This window comes from Nonomuraea montanisoli, assembly GCF_013363975.1.
GTDB lineage: Bacteria > Actinomycetota > Actinomycetes > Streptosporangiales > Streptosporangiaceae > Nonomuraea > Nonomuraea montanisoli.
Window position 1 is genome coordinate 735,703 of the sequence record NZ_JABWGN010000002.1, and the last position, 20,085, is coordinate 755,787.

The following is a 20,085-nucleotide window of genomic DNA, read 5'->3' on the forward strand; positions in this document are numbered from 1 at the left end:
GTGGGGAACTGCCCGAGGGCGGAAAGGGGGACGCCCCGCGACGGGGTGCCGTCGCGGGGCGTCCTTCGGGGGTGGGGCGGTCAGCGTGCCGCGAAGTCCTGGGTCCAGTAGATCTGGCCCTTGGAGTTCTTGGCCGCGCCGACACCGATGAGGGTGTACTTGCAGTTCATGATGTTGGCCTTGTGGCCGGAGCTGTTCATCCACGCCTCGACCACGGAGGCCGGGCTCGGCTGGCCCATGGCGATGTTCTCGGCCCAGCCCGTGCCGCCGGTGAAGCCGGCGCCGCGGATGCGGTCCATGAAGCTGCGGCCGTCCTTGGAGGTGTGGCTGAAGTAGCCCTGCGCCGCCATGTCGGCCGAGTGGTCGTAGGCGGCCTTGTGCAGCTGCGGGTCGTGCTTGAGCGGCTGGCAGCCGCCCTTGGCCCGCTCGGCGTTGGTCAGCCGGACGACCTCGTTCTCCTCCGTGCTGCCGACCGTGCCGGACGTCGAGGTGGAGGTGGGGGTCGGCTTCGTGGTGGCCGTACGGGTCGGCGTCGGGGTCACCGTCCTGGTCGGCGTCGCGGTCGCCGTACGGGTCGGCGTCGGGGACGCGGAGGACGTCGGCTTCGGCGACGGCGTCCGGGTCCCGCTGGGGGACGGGGAGACCGTGGCCGTGGCCGTGGCCGTCGCGGTGGCGGTCGCGGTGGAGCTCGACGTGGGCGACGGGGACGGCGTCGCCGCGGGGTCGCAGGTCAGCTTGACGGCCTTGGACTTGCCGCTGTTGCCGCGGTAGTCGGTGGCCGTCGCGTAGTAGGTGCCCGGCCTACAGGCCATGGAGATCGTCAGGTGGTTGACGCGGCCGCGCGCCGCGGCGCTCCTGACGACCGGGTCGTCGCCCGGCACGGCGCGCAGGATGCGGACACGGACCAGCCCGGGGCGGGTGCAGTCCTCCCGGACGACCGACGCCTGGATCCGGCCGGCGGTGCTGAGGGTGGGCTCGTTGACGGTCAGGCGGCACGCGGCCAGGGACACCGACTCGGCGTGAGCGGTGGCCACGGGCGCGGAGAGCGCCGCGACGCTGACGAGGCCGGCGAGTACCCCTAGGGGTCTACGCATATGGGGTTTCCCTCCAGTTTTGCGGTAAGGCTGGATGGACTCCGCATTCTGTCGGGATCTAACAGCCGTGTCATGAAATTCCGGATATTTGGGTGACCAGAAGAGATCAGAGAGACCCAGGGGGTGGTCCGCGGCGCGGCCCGGAGCGGCCTACGATGTGATCGTGACCAGCAGCCCCCGGCGTGTGGCGCGCGCGTCCGCCCGTGGCGGGGCCGTCCCCAGCATCCGCGACGTCGCCGCCGCCGCGGGCGTGTCCCACCAGACCGTCTCGCGCGTCCTCAACGACTCGCCCCGGGTGAGCGCCGAGACCCGCGCCGCGGTGCTCGCCGCCATCGACCGGCTCGGCTTCCGCCCCAACCGCGCCGCGCGCGCCCTCGGCCTCGGCCGCGCCCACGGCGTGACCGTCGTCATGTCCGACACCATGCTGTACGGCTACGCCTCGACGCTCCAGGGCATCGAGGAGGCGGCCAGGGTGGAGGGCATGGCCGTGGGGGTGCGCGTCGTCGAGTCCGACACGCCGGGCGACGTCAAGCAGACCGTCGACTACGTCAGTGACCCCAGCGCGGGAGCCGTGGTGGTCATCGCGTTCGACCCGTCGGGCACGGCGGTGCTGGAGGCGCTGCCCCCGCACCTGCCCGCGGTCGCCGCCACCGAACCGGCCGCCCCCGACACGGGCCGGGTCGCTCTCGCCCTCGACGAGCGCGGCGCCGCCGCCGACGCCACCGGGCACCTGCTCGCGCTCGGTCACCGCACCGTCCATCACGTCGCGATCCCCTCGGAGGGCCGCTCCGGCGGGCGCCAGGCGGGCTGGCACGACGCGCTGCGGCGGGCGGGCGCCCCGGTGCCCGAGGTCATCGACTGCGGCTGGGACGTCGCCGGCGCCTACGAGGCGGGCCGGCGCCTGCTGGCCGACGACCCCGAGGTGACGGCCGTGCTGTGCGGCAACGACGACATCGCGCAGGGCGTGCGCCGGGCCCTGTACGACGCGGGCAAGGACGTACCGGGGGACGTGAGCATCGTCGGCTTCGACGACATCCCGGGCTGCGCGTACTGGACGCCGGCGCTGACGACGGTGCGGATGGACTTCGCGGGCCTGGGCAAGGCGTGCTTCCGGGCGGCGGTGGCCGAACTCCTGGGACAGCCGCAGCCCACCCTCACCCTGACCCCGCCCAGCCTGATCATCCGCGAGTCCACAGCCGCTCCCCGCTCCCCGCGCTGACCCTCGAGATCGGCGGAGGGAGCGCGCGATCGACCGCCCCGAACGGCCGGCGTCCCCGGTGGGAGGGGCTCATCGTCACCGCCTCACTGGCGGGCCTGCGGACCGTCACCCGACCGGACTCGTCCGCCGCCCGCGCGCCCCCGCCTGGTCGCCGACCCGCCCGTCCACCGGCCGGATCCGGGCCTGCGCGGCCCCCGCCACCTCCCGGTCACCTTCGACGCGATCGTCCCCCAGCGGCTCAGGTCCCAGCGGCTCAGGTCTCAGCGGCGCAGATCCGAGCAGCTCAGGTCTCAGCGGCTCAGGCCGGCGACGAAGTTGATGGCGAGCGCGACGATGACCGTGCCGAACACGTACGACAGCAGGGCCTGGCGGAGCACGTTCGCCCGGAACGCGGCGGAGCGCAGCTCCGTGTCGGAGACCTGGAACGTCATGCCGACGGTGAAGGCCAGGTAGGCGAAGTCGGAGAACCGCGGCTGCGGCCCGGGTCCGGCGTCGTGGAAGTCCACCCCGCCGGCGCGACCCGAGTAGTACAGCCGCGCGTACCGCAACGTGTAGACGGTGTGCACCACCGCCCACGAGGCGATGACGCTGACGACGGCGAGCCCGGTGTTCAGGACGACCGCGGACGTCTCGCCGGCGCCCCTGTGGACGATCATGTAGCCGACCGCCGCCAGGCTGGCCACCGCCGCCGTGAGCAGCAGCAGGTCCGCGCCCGCGCGCGGGGCGTCTTCCCGTACCGCGTCGGCGGCGGTCGCGGCGCCGTCGAGCCGGGCGATCCGCCACCAGGTCACGAGCAGGAACACCGTCGCCGCCACGTCCCAGGCGATCAACGGCACGTACGGCGGCGGCATCATCAGCGGGGCCACGGCGAGAGCCAGCACCCCGGCGGCGGCGGCGATCAGGGTGGTCCGGCGCGGCGAGATCCCGACCGGCCCTGACGTCCCCTTCGGCCGCATCGCGGGTCACCACCCACCACTTTCCGACCTCCCTTCTCAGCCTACGGCTCCGGGCGACCCGACCATCGACGGCCTGGCGTCGTTCCCCTGCGGAAATGAGCCGGTAACGATCCGGCAAAGAAGGGTTCCTCTGGGTGCGTGTTACCGCTCACACTTACGCCAACGGAGTGGATGTGACCGGTCACATGACCGTAGCCGAGGAGTTGTGCCCATGCCCGCTGACGTGATCCAGACCTTGCGCTGGGGCCATGACGCCCTGACGGCGGTGGTGGAGATCCACCCCGACCGCCCCGTGGCGCTGCGGGGGCTGGCGGCGCCGGGCGGCAGGGCGGCGGGCGGGGCCGGCGCGCCGGCGCAGCCGCTGGTGGAGGTGCTAATCCCCGGCGCGGGCCGCCGGCGGGCGTCGCAGCGGCTCTCGGAGACCGCCGTGGGCTGCCGGCTGCGGTACGCGGGGGCCGAGCAGTCGCGGGAAGGCGGCTGGCACGTGCTGCGGCTCACCCTGCGTGACGACGGCACGGGCCTGGCCGCCGAGCTGACGCTTCGCTCGTACGAGGGCGTGTCCGCCTGCCAGGCCCAGGTCCGCGTGACGAACCAGGGGACGGCGCCGGTGCTGCTGCTGGGCGTCACCTCGTTCGCGGCGGGCTTCCTGGGCGGCCACCCCGGCGACCTCGACGTCCTGTACGCCGACAGCGAGTGGCTGGGGGAGGGCCGCTGGACCCGGCGGCCGCTCGGCGAGCTGGTCCCCGACCTCGGGCTCGACGGTCACGGGCAGCACGGCCGGGGCGCGTTCGCGCTGACCAGCTCGGGCACCTGGTCGAGCGGCCGGCACGTGCCGATGGGCGGGCTGGTGGACCGGCGCACGGGCGAGGCGTGGGTGTGGCAGATCGAGCACAACGGCGCGTGGCGCTGGGAGCTGGGCGCCCGCCGGGACGGCGTGTACGTCGCCGCGAGCGGCCCCACCGACCTCGACCACCAGTGGAGCCAGACACTGGCCCCCGGCGAGTCGTTCACCACGGTCCCCGTCTCCGTGGCCGTCTCCCCGCCCGCCGACGCCACCGACTCCCCGGACGAGACGGCCGCCGCGCGGCGCGCCGACGGTCTCGAAGGCGCCGTCGCCGCGCTCACCGCGCACCGCCGCGCGCTGCGCCGCCCGCACCCCGACCGCGCCACCCTGCCCGTCGTCTTCAACGACTACATGAACACCCTCATGGGCGACCCCACCACCGCCAAGCTGCTCCCGCTGATCGAGGCCGCAGCCTCCGCCGGGGCCGAGGTGTTCTGCGTGGACGCCGGGTGGTACGACGAGGACGGCGGCTGGTGGGACAGCGTCGGCGCCTGGCGGCCGTCCCGGACCCGCTTCCCCGGCGGCATCGAGGAGGTCCTCGGGCACATCAGGGCCCACGGCATGACCCCCGGCCTGTGGCTGGAGCCGGAGGTGATCGGCGTGCGCAGCCTGATGGCCGACGAGCTGCCCAAGGAGGCGTTCCTGCAGCGCGGCGGCGAGCGGGTCGTCGAGCACGGCCGCTACCACCTGGACCTGCGTCACCCCGCCGCCGTCGAGCACCTCGACGGGGTGGTGGACCGGCTGGTGGGGGAGCTGGGCGTCGGCTACTTCAAGCTCGACTACAACATCAACCCCGGCGCGGGCACCGACGTGGACGCCGGCAGCGCCGGCGCGGGCCTGCTCGCCCACAACCGCGCCCACCTGGCCTGGCTCGACGGCGTCCTCGACCGGTATCCGGCGCTGGTGCTGGAGAACTGCGCCTCGGGCGCGATGCGGATGGACTTCGCGATGCTGTCACGGCTGAACCTCCAGTCGACCAGCGACCAGCAGGACTTCCTCCGCTATCCGCCGATCGCCGTGGCCGCGCCGCTCGCCATGCCGCCGGAGCAGGCCGCCAACTGGGCCTACCCGCAGCCGGAGATGACGGACGAGGAGGTCGCGTTCACGATGTGCACCGGCGTCCTCGGCCGGCTCTACCTGTCGGGCAACCTGCACGCCATGAGCCCGGAGCGGCTCGCCCTGGTCCGCGACGGGGTGCGGCTGCACCGGGCGCTGCGGCCGGACGTGGCGGCGTCGGCGCCGTGCTGGCCGCTGGGGCTGCCCCGCTGGGACGACCCGTGGTGCGCGCTCGGCCTGCGCGCCGGCGAGGTCACCCATGTGGGCGTGTGGCGGCGCCCCGGCGCGGACGAGAGGGTGGTCCTGTCGTTCCCGCACCTCGCCGGCCGGGACGTCCGGGTACGGGTGGCCTATCCCCGGCAGGCGTCCGGCTGGGAGCACTCCTGGAACCCGGCGACCGGCGAGCTGACCGTGACCACCGCCGTCGCCGCCCCCACCGCCCGCATCCTCCACCTTCGCCCTGAGTGACACCCCATCGCCCCCCATGGGATTGTCCGGCACGATAGTGGCCGGACACGGACAAAGGAACCACACCGTGAAACTGGCACCGCGCCTCACCACCGCCGCCACGGCCACCGCGCTGCTCGTCCTGACCGGGTGCAGCGACCCCGCCTCCGGCCCGGCCGCCCAGGCCGGGGACGCGACCCCCGCCGCCTGGCCCTCCCCGACGGCCCGGCTCGACGGCGTCACGCTGACCATCTGGGCCGCGCAGAACAGCACCACCGTGCCTGAGCAGGTGACGGCCGCCTTCTCCACGGCCACCGGCGCCAAGGTCGACGTCGTCACCATCCCCGACCCGTACGAGCAGGGCGTGCAGACCAAGGTGGCCACGGGCGACAAGCCCGACCTGGCCTTCTGGCAGCCCACCGCGTCCATGCTGACCGCCTTGAACGCCCGCGCCAACCTCCAGTCCCTCGACGACGCCCCCTGGCTCTCGACGATGTCGCCCGAGCTGCGCGACATCACGGGCCTGCTGGACAAGACCCGCTACGCCGCCCTGATCACCAGCCCGGCCGTCGAGGGCGTCTACTACAACAAGGAGGTCCTCGCGGCGAACGGCGTCACCGAGCCGCCCAGGAACTTCGGCGAGCTGGTCGAGGCCGCGCGCAAGCTCAAGGCCAAGGGCGTCACCCCGTTCTTCGAGATGGCCGGCGACAAGTGGGCGACCCAGTGGTGGGTGCAGGTCCAGCTCGCCGACGCCGCCCGTGACGGCCTCTGGGACCGGATCAACACCGGCAAGGAGACCTTCAACGACACGTCCATTGTTAACGCAATCAAGACCTACAAGTCGCTCATCGACGAGGGGCTGTTCAACGCCGACATCAAGACCGCCACCTTCGAGGACCAGGGCGCGGCGCTGCTGTCCGGCAAGGCCGCGATGGCCGTCCAGGTCAACTCCTTCTTCGGCCAGCTCCAGGCCAAGGCCGACACCGCCGAGCTGGACAAGAAGATCGGCTTCTTCCCGATCTCGCCGAGCGGCAACGTGGGCACGTTCATCCCCGACCAGTCCAACGCCCTGGTGGCGTTCAGGACCGGCGACGCCAGGCGCGAGGCCGCCGCGCGGCAGCTCCTCGCGTACTGGATGGGCCCCGGCTACCAGGAGTTCGTCACCGCCCGCAAGACCGTGTCGCTGAAGACGGACGTGCCCACCCCGGCCGGCGTGCCGCAGGCACTGCTCGACGTGCACAGGTCGCTCGGCGGCTCGGTCGGGTCGATGCAGGCGCTGGCCGTGGCCAACCCCGACCTGTACCTCAACCTGGCCGACATGATCACCGGCAGCCTCACGCCCGAGCAGGTGGCGGCGGCCACGCAGAAGCAGTTCGCCCAGCTCGCCAAGGCGGCCGGCGCCTCCGGCTTCTGATGCGGCCCGCCCCCGCCGGAGCGGGGCGCCGCACCCACCCCATGTGGTTCCTGGCGCCCGCCTTCGCGATCCTGTTCGTCTTCTTCTTCCTGCCCACCGTCTTCAACTTCGTCTACGCGTTCACCGACTGGTCCAGCTTCAAGAGCGACATCCGGCCGGTCGGCTGGGACAACTTCGCCGACCTGCTGTCGGACGGCACCCTGTACGGCGCGCTGCGCGTCACGCTGGTCTACGCCGTCCTGGTCGCGCTCTTCCAGAACCTGTTCGGGTTCGGCCTGGCCGTCCTCCTGGAGCGCGACACCTGGCTCAACCGGGCGGCCCGCCTGGTGTTCCTCGTCCCCGTGCTCATGTCGGCGCTCGCGGTCGGCTACGTCTTCCAGGCGCTGCTCAAACCCGACGGCAGCCTGAACGACCTGCTCGGCGGCGTGCTCGGCACGACCGTGACGATCCCGTGGCTCGGCGACACCACCTGGACCCTGGTCGTCGTCGCGCTCATCCACGCCTGGAAGTGGATGGGCCTGTCCATGCTCATCTACCTGGCCGGGCTGAAGACGGTCCCCGAGGACGTCACCGAGGCGGCCCGCATCGACGGCGCCACCGGATGGCAGGCGTTCTGGTCGATCCGCTTCCCGCTGCTGGCGCCGGCGGTCACGTTCAACGTGGCCACCGCGCTGCTGGGCTCCATGAACGGCTTCGACATCGTCCAGGCCACGACCGGCGGCGGCCCGGCCCGCAGCACCGAGATCCTCAACATCTTCATCTACCGCACCTTCGGCCAGGGCCTGTTCGCGCAGGCCACCACGATGAGCCTGGTGCTGTTCCTCATGGTGGCGCTGCTGGCCCTCCCGGTCATCCGCGTCCTGCGCAGGAGGGAGGAAGTCCTGTGACGCGTGGAATCGCGGCCCGGCTGCGGCCGCCGGCCGTCGTCGCCCTCGTCGTGCTCGTCATGGGGGTGCCGCTCTGGCTGGTCGTCGTGACGGCGGCCAAGTCGCAGGGCGAGGCCCTGTCGCCCGACCTGTCCCTGCCGTCCCGGTGGCTGCTCTGGGAGAACCTGGCCCGGGTGTGGGAGCAGGGGGACGTGCCGCGGGCGTTCCTCGGCAGCGTGCTGGTCGTCGCGCCGTCGGTGCTGCTGGTGCTGACGTTCGGCTCGATGGCGTCGTGGGTGCTGGCCCGGCGGGCCACCCGGCTCAACGCCGTCCTGTACGCGTGCGCGATCAGCGGCATCGTGCTGCCCCCGGCCGTGGTGACGATCGTGCTGCTGCTGCGGCAGCTCGGCCTGGCCGGCAGCGCCGTCGGCATGATCGGCGTCTACGTCGGCATCTACCTGTCCACGGTCGTCTTCTTCGTCACCGGCTTCGTGCGCACGGTGCCGCTGTCGATCGAGGAGGCGGCCCGCATGGACGGGGCCGGGCCGGTGCGGGTGTTCTTCGCCGTCATCCTGCCCATGCTGCGCCCGGTGCTCGCGACCGCGACGATCCTCATCTGCCTGTACGTCTGGAACGACGTCTTCTACGCCTTCTTCGTCGTCGGCGGCCGGCTCGACACGCTGCCGCTGAACCTGTTCCAGGTGGCCAACGCCGGGCTCTACCTCAACAACTGGCACCTGATCTTCGCGTACATCATCCTCATGAGCCTGCCCCTGCTGGTGGTGTTCGCGGTGGCCCAGCGGCGCATCATCTCGGGCATCACCGGCGGCGCGGTCAAGTGAGAGCGGGCACGGGAAAGGGCGGGCCGGACGGCCCGCCCTTCACCCGGTGCGACGGATCAGCGCGCGCCGGCGCCCGCCCGCCGCTTGGTCCACACGTCGAAGGCGACCGCCGCCAGCAGGACGATGCCCTTGACCAGCATGACCCGCTCGCTCGGCGAGCCGATGAGCGACATGCCGTTGTTGATCACGCCCATGATCAGGCCGCCGGTGATCGCGCCGACGACCTTGCCCACGCCGCCCTGGACGGCCGCGCCGCCGATGAACGCCGCGGCGATCGCGTCCAGCTCGAACGAGTTGCCGGCCGTCGGACCGGCCTGGTTGAGCCGGCCGGCGAAGATGATGCCGGCGATGGAGGCCAGCACGCCCATGTTGACGAAGATCCAGAACACCACGGACTTGACCTTGATGCCCGACAGGACCGCGGCCTGGAGGTTGCCGCCGACCGCGTAGATGCGGCGGCCGAAGACCGACCGGTTGGCCAGCAGCGAGTAGCCCAGCACCAGCAGGGCCAGCAGCACCAGCACCCACGGCAGGTTACGGAAGCGCGCGAGCTGCACCACCACGGCCATGATGAGCACGGCCGCGGCGGCGATCTTCAGGACGAACACCGGCAGCGGGTCGACGCTCTGGCCGTACCCGGCGCGGGCGGCGCGGGTGCGCCACTGGGCGGCGGCCATGCCGGCGATGGCGATCAGGCCGATCAGCAGGCTGAACACGTCGGCGCCGCCGAGCGGCCCGAGCCCGACGTTGCCCAGGTAGCTGTCGGTGAAGCCGTTCGACAGGGTGCGCACGGCGTCCGGGAACGGGCCGATGCCCTGGTTGCCGAGCACGGTCAGCGTGAGCGCCCGGAACAGCAGCATGCCGGCGAGCGTCACGATGAACGACGGGATGCCGAAGTAGGCGATCCAGTAGCCCTGCCACGCCCCGATCAGGCCGCCCACCACCAGCGTGATGAGCAGCGCGAGCGGCCAGGGGACCCCGTAGTTCACCATGAGCACGGCCGCCACGGCGCCCGTGACCGCCACCACCGAGCCGACCGACAGGTCGATGTGCCCGGCGATGATGATCAGGATCATGCCGATGGCCAGGATCAGGATGTAGGAGTTCTGGACGACGATGTTCGAGATGTTCTGCGGCTGCAGGAGGGCGCCGTCGGTCAGCACCGAGAACAGCACCACGATCAGCGCGAACGCGATGTAGATGCCGCTCTGGCGGATGTTGATGGACAGGCCGCCGAGCTTCAGCCGGCCGGGCGGCTCGCCCTTGGCGTCCCGTCGCGGGCCCGCCTCGAGATCGGCGGGGGTCGTACTGCTGCTCATCCGGACTTACTCCTGTCCCATGGTCATGTGGTACATCAGGCGCTCCTGGGTCGCCTCCTCGCGCGGCAGCTCGCCGGTGATCCGGCCCTGCGACAGCGTGTAGATGCGGTCGCACAGGCCGAGCAGCTCCGGCAGCTCCGAGGAGATGACCAGGACGGCCTTGCCCTCGTCGGCGAGCTGGTTGATGATCGTGTAGATCTCGTACTTGGCCCCGACGTCGATGCCGCGGGTCGGCTCGTCGAGGATGAGCACGTCGGGATCCGTGTAGATCCACTTCGACAGCACGACCTTCTGCTGGTTGCCGCCGCTGAGCTTGCCGACGACGCTCTGCACGCTCGGCGCCTTGATGTTCATGCTGCGCCGGAACCCGTCGGCGACCCGGTACTCCTCGTTCTCGTTGACCCAGCCGTTCCGGCTGAGCCGGCCCAGGCTGACCGAGGAGATGTTGCGCTTGATGTCCTCGATGAGGTTGAGGCCGTACCGCTTGCGGTCCTCGGTGGCGTACGCGATGCCGAGCTTCACCGCGTCCTGGACGTTGCGGATGTGGACCTCGCGGCCCTCCTTGTAGACCCGGCCGGAGATGCCGACGCCGTAGGTGCGGCCGAACAGGCTCATCGCCAGCTCGGTGCGGCCGGCCCCCATGAGCCCGGCCAAGCCGACGATCTCGCCGCGCCGCAGCATGAGGCTGGCCCTGGAGACGACCTGCCGGTCGGGCTGGGAGGGGCTGTGCACCGTCCAGTCCTCGACGCGCAGGACCTCCTCGCCGACGTTCGGCTCGTGCGGCGGGAAGCGGTGGTCCAGGTCGCGGCCGACCATGCCGGAGATGATCCGGTCCTCGGTCACCTGGCCGCTGGCCATCTCCAGGGTCTCGATCGTCTGCCCGTCACGGATGATGGTGATCGAGTCGGCGATGTCGATGATCTCGTTCAGCTTGTGCGAGATGATCACGCAGGTGATGCCCTCGTCGCGCAGGCCGCGCAGCAGGTCGAGCAGGTGGGCCGAGTCCTGGTCGTTGAGCGCCGCGGTGGGCTCGTCCAGGATGAGCAGCTTCACCTTCTTCGACAGCGCCTTGGCGATCTCGACGAGCTGCTGCTTGCCCACGCCGATGTCGGCCACCTGCGTGACCGGGTTCTCCTCCAGGCCGACGCGCCGGAGCAGCTCGCCGGCCTGGTGGTTGGTGCGGTTCCAGTCGATGAGCCCGCGGCCGGCCCGCTCGTTGCCGAGGAAGATGTTCTCGGCGATGGACAGCTGCGGGCACAGCGCCAGCTCCTGGTGGATGATGACGATGCCGGCGTCCTCGCTGTCCTTGATTCCGCCGAACCGGCACAGCTCGCCGTCGAACTCGATCCGCCCCTCGTAGCTGCCGAACGGGTAGACCCCGGACAGCACCTTCATCAGCGTCGACTTGCCGGCGCCGTTCTCGCCGCAGATGGCGTGGATCTCGCCACGGCGGACGGAGAGGCTCACCTCGTGGAGCGCGCGCACCCCGGGAAACGTCTTGGTGATGCCCCGCATGTGCAGGATGTCATCGGTCATCGAAGGTCCTTCCCGAGGGGCGTCAGCCGCCGAGCTGCGCGGCGGTGTAGTAGCCCGTGTCCACCAGGGCCTTCTGGTAGTTGCTCTTGTCGACGATCATCGGCTCCAGGAGCTGGGCCGGGACGACCTTGTTGCCGTTGTCGTAGTCCTTGGTGTTGTTCACCGCGGGCTTGCCGCCCTTGAGGACGGTGTCGGCCATGGTGACCGTGATCTTGGCCAGCTCGCGGGTGTCCTTGAAGATCGTGGAGTACTGCTCGCCCGCGATGATCGACTTCACCGACGCGAGCTCGGCGTCCTGGCCGGTCACGATCGGGTACGGCTGGCCGGAGGTGCCGTAGCCGTTGGACTTCAGCGCCGACAGGATGCCGATGGACAGACCGTCGTAGGGGGAGAGCACGCCGTCGACCTTGGCGCCGGTGTAGGTCTTGGTGAGGATGTCCTCCATGCGCTTCTGGGCGGTGGCCGGGTCCCAGCGCAGGATGGCGACGGTCTTGAAGTCGGTCTGGCCGCTCTTGACCTTGACCGTGCCCTTGTCGATGAACGGCTTGAGCACGGACATCGCGCCGTTGAAGAAGAACGTGGCGTTGTTGTCGTCGGGGGAGCCGGCGAACAGCTCGACGTTGAACGGGCCCTTGGCGCTGCCCGCGGAGCCGTCGGCGTTGAGCAGCTTGAGGCCGACGAGCAGCGAGGTGGCCTGCTGGACGCCGACCTTGAAGTTGTCGAAGGTCGTGTAGTAGTCCACGTTCGGGCTGTTGCGGATCAGGCGGTCGTAGGAGATGACCGGGATCTTGTTGTCGGCGGCCTGCTGGAGCTGCGTGGTCAGGGCGGTGCCGTCGATCGAGGCGATGATCAGGAGCTTGGCGCCCTTGGTGATCTGGTTCTCGATCTGGTTGACCTGGGTGGGGATGTCGTTCTCCGCGTACTGGAGGTCGACCTTGTAGCCGAGCTTCTCCAGGCTGGACTTGACGTTCTCACCGTCGTGGATCCACCGCTCGGAGGACCTCGTGGGCATGGTGACGCCGACGAGGGCGCCGCTGGTGTTGCCGGAGGCGGCCTCCTTGTCGATCGTCTTCTCACTCGATCCGCACGCCGCGACGGTTGCGGTGAGTGCGAGGGCTGAGACGACCGTCGCGATCCGTCCGAATCTCATGTGTGTCTCCTTGCGAGGTTGCGCGTACGCGAAGGGGATGTCGTCCCTCGGACGTGCCGGTGGAACGCCGGGAAGCCCTGTGCCGGGCATCGACCTGCGCGGTAGGATACGTCCGATTTGTGGCACTTCGTCCCATCCCACTGCATGATTGTTGTGGACGACAACTTGCCTAAGGCCTTGAGTGTTATCGCTAACAATTTGCGTGTCAACGGTGTGCGATAACGTCTCGGAAACAGACCATTCACATTCCGGGGACGCTCTTGTCCCAGGTAAACGGCCTGTCCTCCCCGCTGGCACGGGGGATTCGGCGCACAGAACCCCTAGACAGGCCCTGTTTCCCATGTGAGCGAGAACACCGGACCCCCTCCGGCCGGGCCCGCGCCGCGCGGAGTCCGTAGGGTGTGGTGTGCGCGTCCGCCTCGTGTGCCGTAGTCTGCGCGCACGAGCGGGCGGGAGGTGAGCATGGCTCGGATCGTCTTCGTCGGCGCGGGTCAGGTCGACCTCATCCGCAGGGTGGTCTCCGACCTGTTCCTCGCCTCCTCGCTGAAGGGGCGCCTGGAGATCGTGCTGCACGACGACGACCCCGGCCACCTGGCGACGGCCGAGGCGCTGGTGCGCGCCCTCGACGCCGAGTCCGGCGCGGCGGCGACGATCACCGCCTGCCCCGACCGGCGGCGCGCGCTCGACGGGGCCGCCTTCGTGATCAGCCACGTCGACCACGGCGGGTTCGAGGCCGCGCTGCGCGACTTCGAGATCCCCCGCCGCTACGGCCTGCGCCAGACGATCGGCGACACCATCGGCGTCGGCGGCGTCTTCCGCGGCCTGCGCTCCATCCCGTTCTTCGTCGAGCTGGGCCGCGAGATGGCCGAGCTGTGCCCCGAGGCGTGGCTGCTCAACAGCAGCGACCCCATGGCGATGATCGGCTGGGCGGTGCACGAGGCCACCGGGTTCGAGCGCTTCGCCGGGATGTGCCACGCCGTCTGCGACACCCACGCCTACCTCGCCGACCTCCTCGGCCGCGACCTCGACGAGGTGACGTTCCTCAGCGCCGGGCTCAACCACCAATCGTTCGTGCTGCGCTTCGAGGCCGGCGGCCGCTCCCTCTACCCCGAGCTGGACGCCGCCCTCACCGCCGACCCCGACCTCGGGCGGCACGTCCGCATGGAGATGTACCGGCGCTTCGGCTACTTCCCGACGCAGTCGAGCGAGCACGCCGCCGAGTACGTGCCGTGGTTCATGCGCCACGAGGCGGAGACCGAGCGCCTCGGGGTGCCGATGGAGGAGTTCCTGCGCCGCTTCGGCAAGGACATGCACAACTACGAGGAGACGCGCCGGGCCCTGTCGGCCGGCCGGCCGCTGCTGATCCGCTGGCAGCACCAGGAGCCGGCCGCCGCGGCGATCCTCGCCACGCTGACCGGCCGGAGCAGGGAGGTCTACGTCAACGTCCGCAACGGCGGCCTGATCGGCAACCTGCCGGAGAACTGCTGCGTGGAGGTGCCCGCCACGGCCGACGCCACGGGCATCCACCCGCGGCCGGTGGGCGACCTGCCGGTCCAGCTCGTGGCGCTGAACCGCACGTTCCTCAACGTCGTCGAGCTGACCGTCCGCGCGGTGCTCGACGGTGACCGCCGGCACGTCCACCACGCCGCGATGCTCGACCCCAACACCGCCGCCACGCTTCCCCTGCCCGCCATCGAGGCGATGTGCGACGAGCTCATCGAGGCGCACGGCGAGCTGCTGCCGGAGGCGATCCGCCGATGACGGAGTCCATGCCGACCGAGGTGCGCCGCGAGCGCATGCTCGGCCTGCTCATGGAGCAGGAGTTCGCCCGGGTGGCGGAGCTGGCCGAGGCGTTCGGCGTGTCCACCGTGACCGTCCGGGCCGACCTCGACGCGCTGGAGGAGCAGGGCAGGGTCCGGCGGGTGCGCGGCGGCGCGGTGGCCGCCGGGTCGCCGCCGCGCGTCGAGCCGTCGTTCGAGCTGTCGCTCGGCGCCGCCGCCGTGGAGAAGGCGCTGATCGCCAAGGCGGCGGCGCGGCTGGTCGCCTCGGGGGAGAGCGTGCTCATGGGGGCCGGCACCACGACGGCGTACGTGGCCAGGGAACTGGTCGCCCGCGCCGACCTCACCGAGGTCACCGTGTTCACCAACGGCCTGCGCACCGCGCTGGAGCTGGAGCCGGCGCTGCCGCGCTTCGCCGTCGTCGTCACCGGCGGCAGCCTGCGCCGCCAGCAGCACTCCCTGGTCGACCCGCTCGCCACCCGCGTCCTGGAGGGCATCCGGGCCGACCTGGTGTTCCTCGGCTGCGGCGGCGTCCACCCGGAGGGCGGCGTGACGAACGTCAACCTGCCCGACGCCGAGATGAAGCAGCGGATGCTGCGCGCCGCCGGGCGGTGCGTGGTGGTCGCCGACTCCTCCAAGCTGGGCAAGGTGGAGATGGCGCCGGTCTGCCCGCTGTCGGAGGTGGACCTGCTCATCACCGGGGAGTCGGCCGACCCGGCGATGGTGGCGCTCCTGCGCGAGCGCGGCCTCAAGGTCGACCTCGTCGGCTGACCCCCACCGCCCCGCGCTGACGCCGCGCCGTCCGCTGACGCCGCGCCGGCCGCCGGCCTGTCGCCGTCCGCCGGCCCGCCGCCGTGATGACGGCGGCCGGGCTCGGCGCGGTCAGCTCGTGAGGGTGGCGCGCAGGGGCTCGGGCAGCAGGTCGCCGTGCGCGCGGGTCAGGTCGTCGCACATCCGCCAGATCGCGTCCAGCGACAGCGTGGCCGCGGTGTTCGGGTCGGCCATGAGCGCGTGCCGCACGTGCTCCGGCCGTCCCTCCTCGGCCGCCCGTACGGTCAGCTCGTTGACGCTGACGTACGCCCGGTTGAGCGCCGCGCACTGCGACGGCAGCGCGCCCACCCGGGTGGGCCGCACCCCCGTGGCGTCCACCGCGCAGGGCACCTCCACCACGCACCCGGACGGCAGGTTCGCGATGAGCCCGTCGTTGACGACGTTGCCGTAGACCACGCGCGGCACGCCGGTCACCACGCTGTGGATGATCTGCGGGGCGTACTCGCCGGTGCCCTCCACGGGCAGTTCCCCGCCGGTCCGCACGGCGTCGCGGGTGCGCTTGTACTCGCGGACGTTCTCCTCGCTGATGCCGACGTAAGCGCCGACCGGGATGCGCAGCCGCTCGATCTCGGCGTCGTGGCGCAGCAGCCACGGCACGTACTCGGAGGAGTGCTCGCTCGTCTCGGTCGGGTAGTGGCCGAGCCGCCGGTACATCTCCACCCGGACCCGGCGGCGCAGCTCGGGGTCGGCCGCGATCTTCGCGTCGAGCCGCTCGTACAGGTCGGCGCCCTCCCGCTCGAAGCGCAGCACCCACGCCTGGTGGTTGACGCCCGCCGCCAGATAGGTCACCTCCTCGTACGGCACTCCCACCAGCGCCGCCAGGTCGTGCATCGTCCAGTAGACCGAATGGCACAGGCCCACCACGTTGCGGACCCGGGAGGCCAGGTACCAGACGTTCATGGCCATGGGGTTGGTGTAGTTGAGCAGCAGGGCGTCCGGGCAGACGGCGCGGATGTCGGCGGCGAGCGCGTCGAGCACCGGGAACGTGCGCAGGGCGCGGAAGACGCCGCCCACCCCGATCGTGTCGGCGATCGTCTGCCGCAGGCCGTACCGGGCGGGGATCTCGAAGTCGGCCACGGTCGCGGCGTGCCCGCCCACCTGGATCATGTTGATGACGAAGTCGGCGCCGTCGAGCGCGGCCCGCCGGTCGAGGGTCGCGCTGACCTCGGGGGCGGCGCCGCGGGCGGCGGCGATGCGGCGGGCCACGGCCTCGGCCGTCTCCAGCCGCTCCGGGTCGATGTCGTGCAGCGCGATCCGGGCCTGCCGCAGCTCGGGATGGGCCAGCAGGTCGGCGAGCAGGCCGTGCGTGAACACGACGCTGCCGGCGCCGATGAAGACGATCTTCGGGTTTCTCATGAAGTGGCTTCCTCCCAGGTGGGCTGCGCCGCTGTGCCCCCCGCGGCTCGGGTGGAGAGGGTGCCGCAGGCCACGGCCACCTCCAGGCTCCGCCGTACGGACAGGCCGCGCCGGCGGGCCGCGATCAGGCCGGCGTCGAAGCTGTCGCCCGCCCCGACCGTGTCCACGACGCCGCCCGTGTCCACAGCCTTGTCCGCGTCCGCGACGCTTCCTGTGGCCTTCCCCGCCGGGGCGGGCACGTGCAGCGGCTCGCCGTCCACGATCGTCATGGCGCCCTCGGCGCCGCACTTGACCACGGGAATCGTGCCCCGGGCGGCCAGCTCGCGCACGGCGCGTCCGAGGTCGGTGACGCCCGCGATCGCCAGGGCCTCGCGCTCGTTGGGCAGCAGGACGTCGGTCAGCGGCAGCACTTCGCCGAGGCCCTCCCAGCGGCCGGACGGGTCGTCGTTGGTGTCGAGCGAGGTGGTCGCGCCCGCGGCCCGGGCGGCGCGGAACAGCTCCGGCACGCCCTCGGCCAGGAGCGGCTGGAGGTAGAACGAGGAGACGTGCACGTGCGCCGCGCGCGCGAGCAGGTCGGGCGGCACGTCGCCGGCGGAGGTGCGGCCGAGGCAGCCCGGGGCGGTCAGGATCGCCCGGTCCTGCCCGTCGGCCAGGATGACGGTGAGCGCGGTGGCCGCTCCCGGCTCGACCACGCAGGCGGAGACGTCCACCCCGCGCCGCCGGAGCGCGTCCAGCACGAACTCCCCGGCCGGGTCGTCGCCCACGCGCCCGGCGAAGGCCACGCGCAGCCCGAGACGGGCGGCCCCGCACGCGGTGATCGCGCCGGAGCCGCCGAGCACCAGGTCGCCGGTGTCCACCAGGTGTTCACGCTGGCCGAAGGCGGGCCGCCGGGGCGCGCCCGAGACGATCACGTCCGGGTTGGCGTCGCCGACGACGAGCAGGTCGAAATCCGTGAAGGCCATGGGCAGGACGCTCCCAGGACCTTCGAACTCTTGTCAATACTTTCGAAGATTGTGGGTTATTGCCGACGAAAGTCGAGTCGGCCGAAGGTATTGACAAGTTTTCGAAAGTCACCATGATGGGCTGCACCACGGCCGCTCGGCCGGCTCCCCCGCCCCCAGGAGGTTCGGAGATGCTGCTACGACAGGGTGAGCCCGCCGCGCCACCCGTGGCCGGGCCCGCCCACCGGCTCAAGGCGGGCACGCGCGGCGACGGGCGGCTCGCCGCCGCCTTCCTCGCGCCGGCGCTCATCGGGTTCGGCCTGTTCTACCTGTATCCGGCGCTGCGCGGCGCCTGGTACTCGATGACCGACTGGAACCTGCTGTCGCGGCCGCGCTTCGTCGGCCTCGACAACTACGCCCGGCTCCTCCACGACCCCCTGTTCTGGAACGCGCTCAAGGTCACCGGCGGCTACGTCGTGCTCAACCTCGGCATCCAGCTCGTCGCCGGCCTCGGCCTGGCCGCGCTGCTGCACCGCCTGACGCGCTCCCTGGTGCTGCGGTCGCTGCTCGTGGTGCCGTGGCTGGTGCCCAACGTGACGACCGGCCTGCTGTGGATGTGGCTGCTCGACGCCGACCTCGGCTTCCTCAACCACCTGCTCACCGGCGCCGGGCTGCCCGCCCAGGGCTTCCTCACCTCGCCCGACCTGGCGCTGCCCAGCGTGGCCGTCATCACCTCATGGAGCGGCACCGGCTACACCGCGCTGCTGCTGTACGCCGGGATGCTGCTGGTGCCACGGCACGTCTACGAGGCGGCGGCCCTGGACGGCTCCGGCGAGATCCGCACGTTCTTCCGCGTGACGCTGCCGCTGATGCGCCCGATCCTCGCGTTCGTGCTGGTGGTGTCGCTGATCGACTCGTTCCAGCTCTTCGACGCCGTGGCGGTCACCACCAAGGGCGGCCCGGTCAACGCCACCCGGGTCATCTACCACTACATCTACGAGCAGGCGTTCACCCACTTCAAGATGGGCTACGCCTCCGCGCTGGCGCTGAGCCTCGTGCTCGTGCTCGGCGTCCTGACCTTCGTCCAGATGCGCCTGCTGCGCGCCTCCACCTCGGACCTGGCATGAACCGCCCCTTCCGCATCCGGATCGGCCGCCCGCTCGCCTGGGCCTGCCTGATCCTGGCCATCGTGATCTCCCTGTTCCCGCTCTACTGGATGCTCCGCACGGCGATCACGCCCGGCCGCGAGCTGGCCGGCGACAACGCCGGGCTGCTGCCCCGGCACCCGACGCTGCTCAACTTCGAGCGCGTGCTGGGCCTGACCACCCGCGAGGAGGCGCGGGCGGCCGGCGGGTCGGGGGCCGACCTCGACTTCTTCCGCTACCTGCGCAACTCGATCCTCTACACGGGCCTGGTCACGGCGGTGCAGACCCTGCTGTGCGCGATGGCCGGCTACGCCTTCGCCCGGCTCCGTTTCCCCGGCCGGGACCTGCTGTTCGGGGTGTTCGTGGCCGCCCTCATGGTGCCGCCGATCTTCACGCTGCTGCCCAACTTCGTGCTGGTCAAGGAGCTGGGCTGGCTCGACACCGTCGCGGGTCTCGTCGCGCCCAGCCTGCTCATGACGCCGTTCGCGGTGTTCTTCCTACGGCAGTTCTTCCTCGGCGTGCCGCGCGACGTGGAGCAGGCGGCCCTCATCGACGGCGCGGGCAAGGGCCTCATCTTCTGGCGGGTGGTGCTGCCGATGAGCCGCGGCCCGCTGCTCACCCTCGCCCTCACCACCGCGGTCTGGACGTGGAACGACTACCTGTGGCCGCTGCTGGTGGCCCCGGGGGAGGAGACCCGCGTGCTCACGGCGGCGCTCGGCATCTTCCTCAAGCAGTCGCCGAACACCGCGCCCGACTGGACCGGCCTCATGGCCGGCTCCGTCCTGTCGATCATCCCCGTGCTGCTGCTCGTGGTCTTCTTCGGCCGCCGGCTCGTGGACTCCATCCAGTTCTCCGGCATGAAAGGTTAGCGTTGACTCTCTCCCCACGCCTGGAGGCGGGGGATTCCGACCTTCGCAGGTCGGGGTTCCTGCTTCACGGGCGACCGCACCCGGGTGGTCCCGGAGTGTCTGACGTCGCCTCCACAGGCAGTCACGGCAAGACCTGCCGCCAGGATGTTCTTCGCGGCGTTGACGTCCCGGTCGTGCCGGGTGCCGCAGGACGGGCACTGCCACGCCCGGATGCCGAGCGGAAGCTGCGTGAGCAGGTGCCCGCAGGCCGAGCAGGTCTTGGAGCTGGGCAGCCAGCGGTCGACCACGATCAGCTGACGGCCGTACCGGGCCGTCTTGTAGTTGAGCATGCGGCGGAAGACGCCCCACCCGCAGTCGGAGATGGCCTTGGCCAGCTTCCGGTTGCGGACCATGTTCGTCACGGCCAGGTCCTCGATCACGAT

Annotated in this window: 17 protein-coding genes; 9 read left to right on the top strand and 8 right to left on the bottom strand. The window is 71.4% G+C overall.

What is annotated here, in order from left to right:
• Positions 1-80 precede the first annotated feature (80 nt).
• Positions 81-1,094 carry a CAP domain-containing protein gene (locus HTZ77_RS06805; RefSeq protein ID WP_205302115.1) on the bottom strand — a complete coding sequence of 338 codons (1,014 nt, stop codon included), beginning with the start codon at positions 1,092-1,094 and terminating at the stop codon, positions 81-83.
• A 163-nt stretch (positions 1,095-1,257) separates the two neighbouring features.
• Here HTZ77_RS06805 and HTZ77_RS06810 point away from each other — a divergent pair, with 163 nt between their 5' ends.
• Complete coding sequence (locus HTZ77_RS06810) at positions 1,258-2,313, top strand: LacI family DNA-binding transcriptional regulator (RefSeq protein WP_205302116.1); 1,056 nt, start codon at positions 1,258-1,260, stop codon at positions 2,311-2,313.
• Between the two features lie 290 nt (positions 2,314-2,603).
• On the opposite strand, the gene HTZ77_RS06815 is transcribed toward HTZ77_RS06810, so the two are convergent.
• Positions 2,604-3,269: a DUF1345 domain-containing protein gene (locus HTZ77_RS06815; RefSeq protein ID WP_175588535.1), complete on the bottom strand. Its 666-nt coding sequence runs from the start codon at positions 3,267-3,269 to the stop codon at positions 2,604-2,606.
• A 211-nt stretch (positions 3,270-3,480) separates the two neighbouring features.
• Here HTZ77_RS06815 and HTZ77_RS06820 point away from each other — a divergent pair, with 211 nt between their 5' ends.
• The 4 genes from HTZ77_RS06820 (at position 3,481) to HTZ77_RS06835 (ending at position 8,738) form a co-directional block, all read left to right on the top strand.
• Positions 3,481-5,637 (top strand): alpha-galactosidase, encoded by a 2,157-nt coding sequence (locus HTZ77_RS06820; protein WP_175588536.1) that lies wholly within the window; start codon positions 3,481-3,483, stop codon positions 5,635-5,637.
• A gap of 67 nt (positions 5,638-5,704) precedes the next feature.
• Positions 5,705-7,030: an ABC transporter substrate-binding protein gene (locus tag HTZ77_RS06825; protein WP_205302117.1), complete on the top strand. Its 1,326-nt coding sequence runs from the start codon at positions 5,705-5,707 to the stop codon at positions 7,028-7,030.
• Entirely contained in the window at positions 7,030-7,917 is an 888-nt protein-coding gene (locus HTZ77_RS06830; protein WP_175588538.1) for a carbohydrate ABC transporter permease, read from the top strand. The genes HTZ77_RS06825 and HTZ77_RS06830 overlap by 1 nt, the downstream gene beginning before the upstream one ends.
• Complete coding sequence (locus tag HTZ77_RS06835; protein WP_205302118.1) at positions 7,914-8,738, top strand: carbohydrate ABC transporter permease; 825 nt, start codon at positions 7,914-7,916, stop codon at positions 8,736-8,738. The genes HTZ77_RS06830 and HTZ77_RS06835 overlap by 4 nt, the downstream gene beginning before the upstream one ends.
• Before the next feature lie 56 nt (positions 8,739-8,794).
• Here HTZ77_RS06835 and mmsB read toward each other — a convergent pair whose 3' ends face one another.
• From mmsB to chvE, 3 genes are read right to left on the bottom strand one after another with little or no spacing between them, the layout of a single operon-like run.
• The gene (mmsB, locus tag HTZ77_RS06840; protein WP_175588539.1) at positions 8,795-10,057 is read right to left on the bottom strand and encodes a multiple monosaccharide ABC transporter permease; all 1,263 of its coding nucleotides are present in this window, start codon (positions 10,055-10,057) and stop codon (positions 8,795-8,797) included.
• A gap of 6 nt (positions 10,058-10,063) precedes the next feature.
• Entirely contained in the window at positions 10,064-11,593 is a 1,530-nt protein-coding gene (gene mmsA, locus HTZ77_RS06845) for a multiple monosaccharide ABC transporter ATP-binding protein (protein WP_175588540.1), read from the bottom strand.
• A gap of 22 nt (positions 11,594-11,615) precedes the next feature.
• Positions 11,616-12,743, bottom strand: coding sequence for a multiple monosaccharide ABC transporter substrate-binding protein (chvE, locus tag HTZ77_RS06850; protein ID WP_175588541.1), 1,128 nt, complete (start codon positions 12,741-12,743; stop codon positions 11,616-11,618).
• Between the two features lie 462 nt (positions 12,744-13,205).
• Here chvE and HTZ77_RS06855 point away from each other — a divergent pair, with 462 nt between their 5' ends.
• Both HTZ77_RS06855 and HTZ77_RS06860 read left to right on the top strand, forming a co-directional pair.
• Entirely contained in the window at positions 13,206-14,504 is a 1,299-nt protein-coding gene (locus tag HTZ77_RS06855; protein WP_175588542.1) for a family 4 glycosyl hydrolase, read from the top strand.
• Positions 14,501-15,292 carry a DeoR/GlpR family DNA-binding transcription regulator gene (locus HTZ77_RS06860; protein ID WP_175588543.1) on the top strand — a complete coding sequence of 264 codons (792 nt, stop codon included), beginning with the start codon at positions 14,501-14,503 and terminating at the stop codon, positions 15,290-15,292. The genes HTZ77_RS06855 and HTZ77_RS06860 overlap by 4 nt, the downstream gene beginning before the upstream one ends.
• Before the next feature lie 111 nt (positions 15,293-15,403).
• Here the strand turns inward: HTZ77_RS06860 and melA are convergent, their stop codons facing one another.
• A complete protein-coding gene (gene melA / locus HTZ77_RS06865; protein WP_175588544.1) occupies positions 15,404-16,708 on the bottom strand; it encodes an alpha-glucosidase/alpha-galactosidase in 1,305 nt (434 codons plus the stop codon).
• Positions 16,705-17,670 (bottom strand): carbohydrate kinase family protein, encoded by a 966-nt coding sequence (locus HTZ77_RS06870; RefSeq protein ID WP_175588545.1) that lies wholly within the window; start codon positions 17,668-17,670, stop codon positions 16,705-16,707. The genes melA and HTZ77_RS06870 overlap by 4 nt, the downstream gene beginning before the upstream one ends.
• 170 nt (positions 17,671-17,840) lie before the next feature.
• Between HTZ77_RS06870 and HTZ77_RS06875 the strand changes: the two genes are divergently transcribed.
• Together HTZ77_RS06875 and HTZ77_RS06880 are read left to right on the top strand one after the other, a co-directional pair.
• Complete coding sequence (locus HTZ77_RS06875; RefSeq protein WP_205302119.1) at positions 17,841-18,776, top strand: carbohydrate ABC transporter permease; 936 nt, start codon at positions 17,841-17,843, stop codon at positions 18,774-18,776.
• Positions 18,773-19,663, top strand: a complete 891-nt coding sequence (locus HTZ77_RS06880; protein WP_175588547.1) for a carbohydrate ABC transporter permease — start codon at positions 18,773-18,775, stop codon at positions 19,661-19,663. The genes HTZ77_RS06875 and HTZ77_RS06880 overlap by 4 nt, the downstream gene beginning before the upstream one ends.
• Here HTZ77_RS06880 and HTZ77_RS06885 read toward each other — a convergent pair.
• The coding region (locus HTZ77_RS06885; RefSeq protein WP_205302120.1) for an RNA-guided endonuclease TnpB family protein at positions 19,660-20,085 on the bottom strand (426 nt) is incomplete at its 5' end. The two genes, HTZ77_RS06880 and HTZ77_RS06885, sit on opposite strands and share 4 nt — an antisense overlap.

Coding starts and splice junctions, on each gene's coding strand:
- mmsB (WP_175588539.1), bottom strand. CDS start 10,057: ATGAGCAGCAGTACGACCCCCGCCGATCTCGAGGCGGGCCCGCGACGG.
- HTZ77_RS06870 (WP_175588545.1), bottom strand. CDS start 17,670: ATGGCCTTCACGGATTTCGACCTGCTCGTCGTCGGCGACGCCAACCCG.
- HTZ77_RS06880 (WP_175588547.1), top strand. CDS start 18,773: ATGAACCGCCCCTTCCGCATCCGGATCGGCCGCCCGCTCGCCTGGGCC.
- HTZ77_RS06855 (WP_175588542.1), top strand. CDS start 13,206: ATGGCTCGGATCGTCTTCGTCGGCGCGGGTCAGGTCGACCTCATCCGC.
- chvE (WP_175588541.1), bottom strand. CDS start 12,743: ATGAGATTCGGACGGATCGCGACGGTCGTCTCAGCCCTCGCACTCACC.
- HTZ77_RS06830 (WP_175588538.1), top strand. CDS start 7,030: ATGCGGCCCGCCCCCGCCGGAGCGGGGCGCCGCACCCACCCCATGTGG.
- HTZ77_RS06805 (WP_205302115.1), bottom strand. CDS start 1,094: ATGCGTAGACCCCTAGGGGTACTCGCCGGCCTCGTCAGCGTCGCGGCG.
- HTZ77_RS06875 (WP_205302119.1), top strand. CDS start 17,841: ATGCTGCTACGACAGGGTGAGCCCGCCGCGCCACCCGTGGCCGGGCCC.
- HTZ77_RS06860 (WP_175588543.1), top strand. CDS start 14,501: ATGACGGAGTCCATGCCGACCGAGGTGCGCCGCGAGCGCATGCTCGGC.
- melA (WP_175588544.1), bottom strand. CDS start 16,708: ATGAGAAACCCGAAGATCGTCTTCATCGGCGCCGGCAGCGTCGTGTTC.
- HTZ77_RS06820 (WP_175588536.1), top strand. CDS start 3,481: ATGCCCGCTGACGTGATCCAGACCTTGCGCTGGGGCCATGACGCCCTG.
- mmsA (WP_175588540.1), bottom strand. CDS start 11,593: ATGACCGATGACATCCTGCACATGCGGGGCATCACCAAGACGTTTCCC.
- HTZ77_RS06815 (WP_175588535.1), bottom strand. CDS start 3,269: ATGCGGCCGAAGGGGACGTCAGGGCCGGTCGGGATCTCGCCGCGCCGG.